Source organism: Microbacterium sp. 16-032, assembly GCF_041079455.1.
Taxonomy (GTDB): Bacteria; Actinomycetota; Actinomycetes; order Actinomycetales; family Microbacteriaceae; genus Microbacterium; species Microbacterium testaceum_A.
Window position 1 is genome coordinate 240,621 of sequence record NZ_JBFYGQ010000004.1, and the last position, 9,235, is coordinate 249,855.

The 9,235-nt window shown below is 65.5% G+C and carries 16 protein-coding genes and 1 tRNA gene; 8 read left to right on the forward strand and 9 right to left on the reverse strand.

The window, feature by feature from the left end; all coding sequences use genetic code 11:
- Positions 1-72: 72 nt before the first annotated feature.
- On the reverse strand, positions 73-1,176 hold the full coding sequence (locus tag AB6V31_RS09760) for an ABC transporter ATP-binding protein (RefSeq protein WP_056229229.1): 1,104 nt from the start codon (positions 1,174-1,176) through the stop codon (positions 73-75).
- Between the two features lie 237 nt (positions 1,177-1,413).
- Here AB6V31_RS09760 and AB6V31_RS09765 point away from each other — a divergent pair, with 237 nt between their 5' ends.
- From AB6V31_RS09765 to AB6V31_RS09775, 3 genes are all read left to right on the forward strand, one after another.
- Positions 1,414-2,370 carry a DsbA family protein gene (locus AB6V31_RS09765; protein WP_369365322.1) on the forward strand — a complete coding sequence of 319 codons (957 nt, stop codon included), beginning with the start codon at positions 1,414-1,416 and terminating at the stop codon, positions 2,368-2,370.
- Positions 2,371-2,412: 42 nt separating this feature from the next.
- On the forward strand, positions 2,413-2,790 hold the full coding sequence (locus AB6V31_RS09770; protein ID WP_056229222.1) for a hypothetical protein: 378 nt from the start codon (positions 2,413-2,415) through the stop codon (positions 2,788-2,790).
- 61 nt (positions 2,791-2,851) lie between these two features.
- Positions 2,852-2,924, forward strand: a tRNA-Thr gene (locus tag AB6V31_RS09775).
- A 69-nt stretch (positions 2,925-2,993) separates the two neighbouring features.
- Here the strand turns inward: AB6V31_RS09775 and AB6V31_RS09780 are convergent.
- Positions 2,994-3,227 (reverse strand): DUF3263 domain-containing protein, encoded by a 234-nt coding sequence (locus AB6V31_RS09780; protein ID WP_369365324.1) that lies wholly within the window; start codon positions 3,225-3,227, stop codon positions 2,994-2,996.
- Positions 3,228-3,297: 70 nt separating this feature from the next.
- On the opposite strand from AB6V31_RS09780, the gene AB6V31_RS09785 reads away from it, so the two are divergent.
- Positions 3,298-3,465 carry a hypothetical protein gene (locus AB6V31_RS09785; protein WP_369365326.1) on the forward strand — a complete coding sequence of 56 codons (168 nt, stop codon included), beginning with the start codon at positions 3,298-3,300 and terminating at the stop codon, positions 3,463-3,465.
- Between the two features lie 195 nt (positions 3,466-3,660).
- Here AB6V31_RS09785 and AB6V31_RS09790 read toward each other — a convergent pair whose 3' ends face one another.
- Both AB6V31_RS09790 and AB6V31_RS09795 read right to left on the reverse strand, forming a co-directional pair.
- On the reverse strand, positions 3,661-4,389 hold the full coding sequence (locus AB6V31_RS09790; protein WP_369365328.1) for a M23 family metallopeptidase: 729 nt from the start codon (positions 4,387-4,389) through the stop codon (positions 3,661-3,663).
- An 89-nt stretch (positions 4,390-4,478) separates the two neighbouring features.
- Complete coding sequence (locus tag AB6V31_RS09795; protein ID WP_369365329.1) at positions 4,479-5,468, reverse strand: M23 family metallopeptidase; 990 nt, start codon at positions 5,466-5,468, stop codon at positions 4,479-4,481.
- 220 nt (positions 5,469-5,688) lie between these two features.
- Between AB6V31_RS09795 and AB6V31_RS09800 the strand changes: the two genes are divergently transcribed.
- Positions 5,689-5,994: a hypothetical protein gene (locus tag AB6V31_RS09800; protein WP_369365330.1), complete on the forward strand. Its 306-nt coding sequence runs from the start codon at positions 5,689-5,691 to the stop codon at positions 5,992-5,994.
- On the opposite strand, the gene AB6V31_RS09805 is transcribed toward AB6V31_RS09800, so the two are convergent.
- Positions 5,987-6,190, reverse strand: coding sequence for a hypothetical protein (locus tag AB6V31_RS09805; RefSeq protein ID WP_369365331.1), 204 nt, complete (start codon positions 6,188-6,190; stop codon positions 5,987-5,989). The two genes, AB6V31_RS09800 and AB6V31_RS09805, sit on opposite strands and share 8 nt — an antisense overlap.
- Before the next feature lie 26 nt (positions 6,191-6,216).
- Between AB6V31_RS09805 and AB6V31_RS09810 the strand changes: the two genes are divergently transcribed.
- Positions 6,217-6,501, forward strand: coding sequence for a hypothetical protein (locus AB6V31_RS09810; RefSeq protein WP_369365333.1), 285 nt, complete (start codon positions 6,217-6,219; stop codon positions 6,499-6,501).
- A gap of 299 nt (positions 6,502-6,800) precedes the next feature.
- Here AB6V31_RS09810 and AB6V31_RS09815 read toward each other — a convergent pair whose 3' ends face one another.
- The 3 genes from AB6V31_RS09815 to AB6V31_RS09825 all read right to left on the reverse strand — a co-directional run bounded on the left by AB6V31_RS09815 (position 6,801) and on the right by AB6V31_RS09825 (position 8,095).
- Entirely contained in the window at positions 6,801-7,238 is a 438-nt protein-coding gene (locus tag AB6V31_RS09815) for a hypothetical protein (RefSeq protein WP_369365334.1), read from the reverse strand.
- Positions 7,235-7,579: a hypothetical protein gene (locus tag AB6V31_RS09820; protein WP_369365336.1), complete on the reverse strand. Its 345-nt coding sequence runs from the start codon at positions 7,577-7,579 to the stop codon at positions 7,235-7,237. Before AB6V31_RS09820 ends, AB6V31_RS09815 begins: the two co-directional genes overlap by 4 nt.
- 195 nt (positions 7,580-7,774) lie before the next feature.
- Positions 7,775-8,095, reverse strand: coding sequence for a hypothetical protein (locus tag AB6V31_RS09825; protein WP_369365338.1), 321 nt, complete (start codon positions 8,093-8,095; stop codon positions 7,775-7,777).
- 222 nt (positions 8,096-8,317) lie between these two features.
- On the opposite strand from AB6V31_RS09825, the gene AB6V31_RS09830 reads away from it, so the two are divergent.
- Together AB6V31_RS09830 and AB6V31_RS09835 are read left to right on the forward strand one after the other, a co-directional pair.
- Positions 8,318-8,494 carry a hypothetical protein gene (locus tag AB6V31_RS09830; protein ID WP_369365340.1) on the forward strand — a complete coding sequence of 59 codons (177 nt, stop codon included), beginning with the start codon at positions 8,318-8,320 and terminating at the stop codon, positions 8,492-8,494.
- Between the two features lie 7 nt (positions 8,495-8,501).
- Entirely contained in the window at positions 8,502-8,705 is a 204-nt protein-coding gene (locus AB6V31_RS09835; RefSeq protein WP_369365342.1) for a hypothetical protein, read from the forward strand.
- A gap of 342 nt (positions 8,706-9,047) precedes the next feature.
- Here the strand turns inward: AB6V31_RS09835 and AB6V31_RS09840 are convergent, their stop codons facing one another.
- Positions 9,048-9,227: a hypothetical protein gene (locus tag AB6V31_RS09840; protein ID WP_369365344.1), complete on the reverse strand. Its 180-nt coding sequence runs from the start codon at positions 9,225-9,227 to the stop codon at positions 9,048-9,050.
- Between the last annotated feature and the right edge of the window lie 8 nt (positions 9,228-9,235).

The following is a 9,235-nucleotide window of genomic DNA, read 5'->3' on the forward strand; positions in this document are numbered from 1 at the left end:
CCGGGGGAAACGGTGCGGCGCGCCCCCGACCCGACGGATCGGGATCGAGGACGCGCCGTGTCGAAGCGTGGGTCAGGCCGAAGCGATGGCCCGGTCGGTCAGGCGCTCGCCCGTCTCGACGTCGAAGACGTGCACGTGGCCGGGGACCGGCGCCAGCACGACCGTCTCGCCCGCGTTGGGGTGACGGCGGCCGTCGACGCGCGCGACCAGGTCGGTGCGCTTGCCGTTGATGTCGGTGTGACCGTAGAGGTAGCCGTCGGCGCCGAGCTCCTCGACGAGGTCGACGACGACCGAGAGGCCGCGGCCGTCGGCGGGAGCGACCTGGATGTCCTCGGGACGCACGCCGATGGTGACCTCGGAGCCGTTGGCCTTGCCGATGGTGTCGGCTTCGACGGGAACGACCAGGTTGCCGAACTGCACGCCACCCTCGGCCAGGTCGGCGGTGAAGAGGTTCATCGCGGGCGAGCCGATGAAGCCGGCCACGAAGACGTTCTTCGGGGTCTCGTACAGGTCGCGCGGGGTGCCCACCTGCTGGAGCAGGCCGTCCTTCAGCACGGCGATGCGGTCGCCCATGGTGAGCGCCTCGGTCTGGTCGTGCGTGACGTAGACCGTGGTGACGCCGAGGCGACGCTGGAGCGATGCGATCTGGGTGCGCGTCTGCACGCGGAGCTTGGCGTCGAGGTTCGACAGCGGCTCGTCCATGAGGAAGACCTGGGGCTGACGGACGATCGCGCGACCCATGGCGACGCGCTGACGCTGACCACCCGAGAGGGCCTTGGGCTTGCGGGTCAGGTACTGCTCGAGGTCGAGCAGTTTGGCGGCCTCGAGCACGCGGGCGGCGCGCTCTTCTTTGCCGACACCGGCGATCTTGAGCGCGAAGCCCATGTTCTCGGCGACGGTCATGTGCGGGTACAGCGCGTAGTTCTGGAACACCATCGCGATGTCGCGGTCCTTCGGCGGGACGTCGGTGACGTCGCGGTCGCCGATGAGGATACGGCCCGAGTTGACCTCTTCGAGGCCGGCGAGCATGCGCAGCGACGTGGACTTTCCGCAGCCCGAGGGGCCGACGAGAACGAGGAACTCGCCGTCTGCGACGTCGAGGTTCAGCTTGTCCACCGCGGGGCGGGTTCCGCCCGGGTACAGACGGGTTGCGTTGTCGAAGGTGACGGACGCCATGTTTTCTTCTCCTTCACCGGCAGGTACGTGCCGGACGATCCGTAGTGAATGGAATGAACGGGGGCGACCCCGTGCGCCCGACGCTGGGCGTATTCGTCAGTATCGCACGTGTCTGGTCATTTCTCAGCCAGCCTGGCTACCATCGATGCTCGGTCGCCCCACCCGCGCGGCCCCCCTGATTTCATGCGGCATCGTCCGTGCCCGGAAGGTTTCATGTCCAACGACCAGTCACCGAATGTGCCAGCAGAACGCGACCGCCGCGAGGCGGTGCGCGAGAAGGCGCAGCAGGTCAAGGCGAAGCAGACGCGGTGGCGTATCGTGCGCCGCTCGCTGCTGGGCGTGGGCGCCGTCGCCGTGATCGCGGTCGCCGCGGTGGGAGTCTCGTTCGCCTTGAACTCCCGCGAGGCCCGCTCGCAGGCTCTCCCCGACGCGGCGACCGACGACGGCTTCGTGATCACCAACGCCTCGCAGGTGGCCGACCCCCTCGCCGACCAGACCGTCGACGGCAGCGCCGGCACGACGTCGGCCCAGGCCACTCCTCCCGGAGACGCGCCCGCGCCCACCGCCGAGGCGACGCCGGAGCCCACGGGCACGGCCGCTCCCGTCGACATCCGCGTGTACGTCGACTACATGTCGGCCGAGGCCCGCGAGTTCCAAGCCGCGAACGCCAGCCAGCTGTCGAAGTGGGTCGGAGACAAGGCTGCGACCCTCACCTATTACCCCGTGGCGATGTTGACGTCCAAGTCCAACGGCACGAAGTACAGCCTGCGTGCGGCCGGTGCCGCCGCCTGCGTCGCGACCCACTCGTCCGACCGGTTCTTCGCGTTCAACCACGAGCTGCTCACCAACCAGCCCGCTGTCGATTCCGACGGCTACAGCGACCAGCAGCTCGCCGACATGGCGCAGGGCGCGGGCGTGAGCGACATCGGCACGGTGCGCGACTGCATCGAAGACGAGACCTACACGGCCTGGGCGAAGGCGGCGACCGATCGCGCCATCAAGGGGCTGCCCGGCACGAAGGGGCAGGCGCTGACGGCGACCCCGACCGTGCTCGTCAACGGCACCGAGTACGTGGGGAATATGGACGACGCGAAGGAGTTCGCCCAGTTCGTGCTCACGGTCGACAGCAACGCGTACTACTCGACCGCCACCCCGACGCCGTCGACCACCCCGTCGACGACGCCCGCGGGCTGATTCGATCCCTCGAAGAGGCCTGTGGTGTGCGATTCTGGTCATATGAACGAGAAGCTTGAGGACTCCCCGCCGCGGCGGTCCCTGGCGCAGCTGAAGGTTTGGGTGCAGGAGTTCCGTGAGCAGGGGCACCTGTTCGCCGGCCAGCTGAAGGTCGTCGAGCAAGAGGACGCCGACAGTCAGGACACCGGTCTCGTGGTGATGAACCTGATGAACGCGCGCGCGTCGATCTACATGCAGCCCAAGGGCTACGACGAGCCGCTGTGGGAGGCGACGTTGACGTCGCGTCCCGACGATCTCACCCTCACGCCGCACGAGATGGCGAGCTTGGCCGCCGAACTCGTCGTCGCGGGCAACCTCTGCTCTTTCCTGCAGTGGAAGTCCCTCGAGTGGGACCGCGAGAGCGGAACCCACGCCGTCTGATGCGTCGGGAGCGGCCCGCCCGCCGCTCTAGACTCGTCCATCGAGACGCTCCCCGTCTCACGCCGGCTTGGCGCAATTGGTAGCGCACCGTACTTGTAATACGGGGGTTGCAGGTTCAAGTCCTGTAGCCGGCACGTAATTCCGGGAATCTCGGCCCTGGTCGGGTGCCCGAGGGGCCCGAAGCCATCGAAAACCCATCGTTTTCATCCGGCCCGCCGACGCTGCTCCTGGGCCGCTGCGTCACGGAGGCGTCGGAGGCGGAGCACGAGCATGGGGCGCTCGGTCAGCGCGTCTTCGGTGTCGAGCACGCGGTGGAGCATCTGGAAGTATCGGGCGGGCGTCACGCCGAAACGGGCGCGGATCGCTTCGTCCTTCCGACCGGACCACCGCGGCCACGCTTCCTCGAAGTCAAGGAGCTCGCGGGTCGGGATCATCATGTGCACGACGGTACGAGGGGCCTCCGACATTGACGGGGATACGCTCGACCGAGAGATCAGAGGGGGAGTCATGGAAGCTCAGACGGTCATCCTGTCGGTGTTCGGCATCATCATCGGGGTCGGGGTCGCGTTCGTGCTGACGTACCTCGCCGTGCGCGAGGCCGTGACCGAGGGCATGAAACGCTACTGGAAGTGGCGTGTCGCCGAAGACGCGAAGCAACGCGCGCAGACTCGCTGACCCCGCGTCGCAGGGTGGGTGGATCTAGGCCGTCATTGCCGATCAGCGTCCATCCACGAGTTGACAGCGTTCGGACTGTGGGCCACCCCCGTCCGAGGAGTCGAGTATCGCTAACGGAACTGCAGAAACGAGGGACGCCCCCGGCGGCACCTTGTGATGGTTGTCGCCGGGGGCGTTGATCGCTTTTTTCTAGACTCAGGAAGCGTTTTCGATTGCCTGAAGGACGATGTCGATGTCGCCCTGCGAGGCGATCAGCATCGGCTGCCCGTTCGCGTGGGCAGCCGGGTTGAGCCGGCTACGGAGGTCTTTCACCGCTTTCGCGACACTGCCCTCCTGCGCGGCGGCGCGCGAGCCATCGCCAATCAGCACGTTCTCGATGGCGCGCAGCCGGTCGAGGCTGCCGCCGGGCTGAATTGCGACGGCGGATCCGTTGCCGATCAGCATGTTCTCGATGTTCTTCAGCCGGGTGTCCTGTTCAGGGGTCAAGTCGTCCTCCTCAGACGGGTTAGTGGATGCTCCGAGATATCGCTCGAAGTCGATGGTGTTTCCGACAGCTTGGCCAGGGGCGGACCAGAGGCTGACGTGGACGTGGACGCCCGAGTTGTAGTTGCCACCGTTTGCCGACGCGCCCGAGCGCGCGATGGTCTGCGCCCGTCCAACGCGCTGACCCACGGAGACGAGGGTTTCAGAGAGGTGGAGGTAGCGGACGTAACGCCCGTCGTCGAGCCTGATGCCGACGTGGCGGCCCATCGCGGTGGTAGGCGATGAGTGCACGAGGTCGACGACCCCGGCTTCGGCGGCGCGGATTGGGGTGCCATAGCCGCATCCGTAGTCCGTTCCGGGCTCCGCAGAGGGTGTTGAACGGTTCTTGTGGCCCTGCCAGGTGTCCGTTACAGCTGCGTCGCATGGAGTGACGTAACCCATGTGTCTCCTTTCGAGAGGTGAGATCCGTGCTCCGCGGAAGGCCCCCGACGCTATTGGGGAGTGCCGGGGGCAATCCGTATGGGGCTCGATTAAGCGCGGTCGCCCTCGATGGTGGCGGCGAGCTTCTCCGCGTCCGACTGCTTGATGCTCATCACGCGAGCGGTCTGCGCCGAGGTGGCCGGGTCGGGCGAGACCGACTCGAGGACCTGCTTAATGAAGTTGAGCTCGTTGTCGCCGGAGCCGAGGTCGCGGGTGACGTCGCCGACGAGGCCGACGGCCTGGAGCAGCACGCGGTAGGCGTCCGAGGGGACGTTCCACTGCTTGCCGCCGGGGCCGATGACGATGAGGTTGCCCTTGTAGCGGTACAGCTTCAGGGGGCGGGCTTCGGTGCGGATGGGGCCGAGGTCAGCCGTCTCCCCGCCGATGGCGATCGCCTTGAAGATGTCCCAGTCTGCGTCCGAGAGCGAGAAGTGCTCCGAGATCAGCGAGGCCGAGGCGGTGAGCTCGCTGGGGGCGAGGCCGCGGAAGTAGTTGGGGCCGATGAGCGCGATGCCGCGGTTGGTGGACTGGATGCGCACGAACGGCTTGCGGGCGTTGGAGGCGTTGCGCAGCAGGTTGCGGTCGTCTTCGTTGAACATGTCGTCTTCTTCCTGAGGAGGGGTGGTGGCGTTTCCGACGTAGAGCTGGAAATCGATGGTGTTGCTGATGCTCTGGCCCGGCGAGGACCAGAGGCTGACGTGGACGTGTGCGCCGTATCCGGTCTCGCTGCCGAATCCGGATGCACCGGAGAGGGCAATGGTCTGGCCGCGGCTGACGCGAGCGCCGACGCCGACGGTGACCTGGGAGAGGTGGAGGTAGCGGACTCGGCGTCCGTCGTCGAGGTTGACCGTCACGTATCGTCCGGTCGCGCCCGAGGGGCTGGACTGGAGGTCGACAACGGTGCCGGCTTCGGCGCATCGGACGGGGGTCCCGCGGGCGGCGCCGTAGTCGGTGCCGGGTTCCTGAGAGGGCGGGTTCCGATTCTTGTGTCCCTGCCACGTATCCGTGATGGATGCGTCGCACGGTGTGATGTAACCCATGAGTCTCCTTTCGAGAGGTTCGAGGTCGTGACTCGACCGTACGAAAATTCGAAAGAAGGTACCTAAAATGAGTACTTATGCGTGGAAAACGTAGTAGAAAACTTCGATGCGATGCGCGTGCGCAGACGGCATCGACGGAGGTGGATCGTTCCCGGGGAGGCAAAGCGGCGCTCGCAGGGCCGCTGATGCCAGTGTCGGAGTGCGGGCGTAGCCTCGCGCCATGTCCCGCCCCCTGCACCCTGACGTGATGCTCGGCATCCGTCTCTCGACCATCTGCTCACGCAACAGGTATGAGCGTGACACGGCCCCGGTGATCGCCGAGCTACTCGAGGTGGCCGGCGACCGTGGCGACGTGCTCGCGTTCGAGGCGGGCCGCTGGGCGGGGTACTACGACGACGAGCACACCGCCGCACTGGTGGCCGCGATCATCGCCGAGATCCCCGGCGCTGCGGAGTGGGCGCACGTGGGCCGGGAACGCCGCTCAGCGCCCGCGCACGGGACGACCGGGTTCGGTGCGGTCAGATAGTCGCGTCGAGCCAGACAGCCTGGCGGGCAAGGGCGCGGCGCATCCGGTCGACCGCTGCCATCGCTTCGTAGTCGTCGCTGGCGATCCCCGCGCCCGCCGGCACACCGCGAGCCGCGAAGACGGCTTCCAGGGTCGCGGACGCGTCGCGGAGCTCAGCTGCGATATCTTCCAGGGCGTCGAAGTCGATGGGCTTCATCAGGCCACCGTAGCGGGGCTCGTACGATGGCTGATGTGCTGATCGGAACCATCCGCCCCCGCGAGACCACCACCATCGACGTCGAAGGCCACTCCCTCTCCGAAGTGCAGGAGACTCTCGAGGCTCAGGCGCCGGCCGGGTTCGACCTGGTGAACGTGCCGGTGAAGATGACGGGCGGGACGACGCTGCTCACCGCGACCGGTACGTTCTCCCGCCGCGACGGGGCACGCGACATTGAAGCCGCCGACATGGACGCACTGCGGGCGCAGGTGCCCGACGGATGGATCCTGCTGCACGTCCGCCACGTCTGATCCGCTCGCGCGTCCGGTAGCTTGCCTGACATGACGATGGAAGACGAAGTCCGAGCCGTGATCACAAGCATCGAGCACGACCGTGGATCCGGGAAACTCGGCGTGAGTCCTCGAGACGCCCACATCGACCGGTCTTTCGAGGGACTTCTCGCCCTCGCGCTCCAGATGGCCCGCCGCATCGACCGCCTCGAAGCTGAGTCGCGGTCCCGGTGAACGACAAAACTCCCCCGGCGTCCCGCTCGAGTGAGCAGGCGCCGGGGGCGTCGTATGGTGGTGCGTCAGACGAGCACGTGCGTGGTCTAGGCGGCCTGACTGACGTCGGGCTGAGCGGCCCAGACGCACGACTCGACCAATACATCGCGCATTGCAGCCTTATCCGTTTTGCTCGGCGTCCGGCTGGCCCCAAACAAAGAATGGTGCGCAGGGCCGAGGATGGGTTCTCGTTGATGTGGTGTGTACTTCAGAAGCGCCCCTGCATTAGTGAGCAGTCGCACTGGAACATAGAGCACGCCGTTCGTCGGGACGTCGTACTCCTTCGGGATGGTGGATCCCAGCTGATGGACGATCTCTTCCTGGTGTATCGACAGGTCAGGATTGAAGACAAAAGCCTTGACCGGGACGAGTTCGAGAGTTCCGGTGTCAGCGTTCTCAGTCACGCAGGTAGCAGGCACGCGGCGCGCGTAGGTGAGATCCGCATCCGCGCCTGGCAGCGCATCGATGTCTATGCGCGCCGTCATGCCGTGACAGCGAGGGACGCCCGACGCTCAGCGGCCCATTCGCGCAGAGCCGTGTTCACTGGATCTATGGGCACGTTCCCGAAGCCTTCTTCGGTGAACTTCACCGTGTTTCCTTGCTTGATGCGTACAAAATAGGAGTTGTCAGCATCGATCTCGATCTGGATCTCGCGCGAGACACCCTTCCAAAAAAACGCGATCCCGCCAAGCTCGTTGTCCACAATCGCGGGTACAGGCGCGCCGGGCGCCTGCAATGCTGCGGCGATGCCATAGGCCTTCTGCGATGCGGCTATGCCAATTGGGTTTCCCTCGGCTCGAGCATCTGACACTGCCCCCATGACCATGCTCGAGATCTTTCCCCATCGCGAGGCGGGGGGCAATAGTCGGGGCGCAGCCTTCGCAGACGTGGAGCTCATGTCAGAAGAAAGAGACGCAGGGCGGACCTCGGATGCGTCGATACGGATCGGAAGCGCGGCGCTAGGAGCGGCCGTCAACGCCAGCACGACGGCACCCGCCGTGGATGCCTTGCGGTACATCCGTCAGACCTCGCCCGTAGTTTGCGCGAGATGTTTGTTGATGACGTCCCGGAACTCGCGCAGACGAGGTGTAGTCAGAACGACCCGCGAGATGGGCATGACCGGGAGTGGCTGACTAATCAGCTGCTCCACCTGCTGCGGGGTCAGATCTCCGCTTACGGCCGGCGGAGAGACATAGCCGAACATCAAGACGTGCGAGTCAGCCTGGGTCGAACCCACTACAGGCGAATCGGCCATGATCAGGATCTGGTTGGCCGGACTCGGCGGCGAGATCAAATCACCCACCCACTGGAGGCCGACGCGCAGTTCATCTTGTTCGTCCACCCGATGAGTATTGCAGGTTTCCGGTCCCGACCCGAATGAGCTTGCGCGAGCAGTCCAGTCTGCACAACCACCCATGACGACGACGCCCCCGGTGTCACCTCCGAAGTGCGATCATCATGGATGACGGCGACGATCGCACGGACCTCCGACATCATTCCCTGGGCGCCGAAGACCCGGCAGGATTATGCTCGCGTCATTCGACTTCGACCTTGGGGGGTTTCTATGGACGGCTCTGCTCTCGTTCTAATGCTGTTCGGGTGGGGCATCGGCCTCTTCGCGCTCTACTTCGTGATCACCGCCGCGGTGGCCGAGGGGATGAAGCGTCACACGCGGTGGCAGGTCGCCAACCGGGACGCGATCGAGGAGAAGTACGCCCAGCGCCCCGAGTCGGTGGGGTGACGCGACCATGGTGACGCGCATCCACTACTACGGTTCGGTGTTCGAGCTAGATCACCGGATCGACGATGAAGGGCACCGCCGCATCATCCAGGCCAACCTGGACCACGCCGCCGAGCACGGACCGTCAACATTCTGGTTCGACCTTGCCGGCGGCGGGCACGTGAGCCTCAAGCTCGGCCCCGACACGCACTTCGGCGTGCAGACCGACTGAGCGAACGACGAGGAGCCCCCGGCCGCCCCGCGAAAAAGGGGGTAGCCGGGGGCTCTGTCGTCACTTCTTGACCACGACCAGCATGAGCAGCAGCAGGCTCATTACAAGCACGACCGATTCCATGGGGTCTCCTCTCTGTGCGAGCCAGAGAGGTTTGCGGTAGCATGGGGTTGTTCAGACTTACCACGCCGGAGGCAAACTCTCTTGCTTTCGGATTTGTAAAGCCCTCAGATAAAACTGGGGGCTTTACTAGTTTATCACGCGTTTCCAAACACCAATTTGTGCGTGAATTTCGCTATACCAATACCTTTCAATTCGCGAGTTGCATTTCAGAATGCAGCCCTATTCTGCGGTGAGGGCGTCGATGATGGCTGCCTTGTCGCCGCCGTCGGCGACGTACTGGGCGGTCATCTGCGCCACCTGTTCGGGGACGCGAGCGAGGCGGGCGCGCCGCTCCTGCTCGTTCAGCACCGCATTCAGGTGCGCCTCGAGCTCTTCGATCGACAGTGCCTTCAGATCCATGTCAGCCT

Bases quoted from the DNA above. Each gene is read 5' to 3' on its own strand.
- AB6V31_RS09760 (WP_056229229.1), bottom strand. From the start codon at position 1,176: ATGGCGTCCGTCACCTTCGACAACGCAACCCGTCTGTACCCGGGCGGA.
- AB6V31_RS09770 (WP_056229222.1), top strand. From the start codon at position 2,413: ATGAACGAGAAGCTTGAGGACTCCCCGCCGCGGCGGTCCCTGGCGCAG.
- AB6V31_RS09780 (WP_369365324.1), bottom strand. From the start codon at position 3,227: ATGATGATCCCGACCCGCGAGCTCCTTGACTTCGAGGAAGCGTGGCCG.
- AB6V31_RS09785 (WP_369365326.1), top strand. From the start codon at position 3,298: ATGGAAGCTCAGACGGTCATCCTGTCGGTGTTCGGCATCATCATCGGG.
- AB6V31_RS09790 (WP_369365328.1), bottom strand. From the start codon at position 4,389: ATGGGTTACGTCACTCCATGCGACGCAGCTGTAACGGACACCTGGCAG.
- AB6V31_RS09795 (WP_369365329.1), bottom strand. From the start codon at position 5,468: ATGGGTTACATCACACCGTGCGACGCATCCATCACGGATACGTGGCAG.
- AB6V31_RS09800 (WP_369365330.1), top strand. From the start codon at position 5,689: ATGTCCCGCCCCCTGCACCCTGACGTGATGCTCGGCATCCGTCTCTCG.
- AB6V31_RS09805 (WP_369365331.1), bottom strand. From the start codon at position 6,190: ATGAAGCCCATCGACTTCGACGCCCTGGAAGATATCGCAGCTGAGCTC.
- AB6V31_RS09810 (WP_369365333.1), top strand. From the start codon at position 6,217: ATGGCTGATGTGCTGATCGGAACCATCCGCCCCCGCGAGACCACCACC.
- AB6V31_RS09815 (WP_369365334.1), bottom strand. From the start codon at position 7,238: ATGACGGCGCGCATAGACATCGATGCGCTGCCAGGCGCGGATGCGGAT.
- AB6V31_RS09820 (WP_369365336.1), bottom strand. From the start codon at position 7,579: ATGGTCATGGGGGCAGTGTCAGATGCTCGAGCCGAGGGAAACCCAATT.
- AB6V31_RS09830 (WP_369365340.1), top strand. From the start codon at position 8,318: ATGGACGGCTCTGCTCTCGTTCTAATGCTGTTCGGGTGGGGCATCGGC.
- AB6V31_RS09835 (WP_369365342.1), top strand. From the start codon at position 8,502: ATGGTGACGCGCATCCACTACTACGGTTCGGTGTTCGAGCTAGATCAC.
- AB6V31_RS09840 (WP_369365344.1), bottom strand. From the start codon at position 9,227: ATGGATCTGAAGGCACTGTCGATCGAAGAGCTCGAGGCGCACCTGAAT.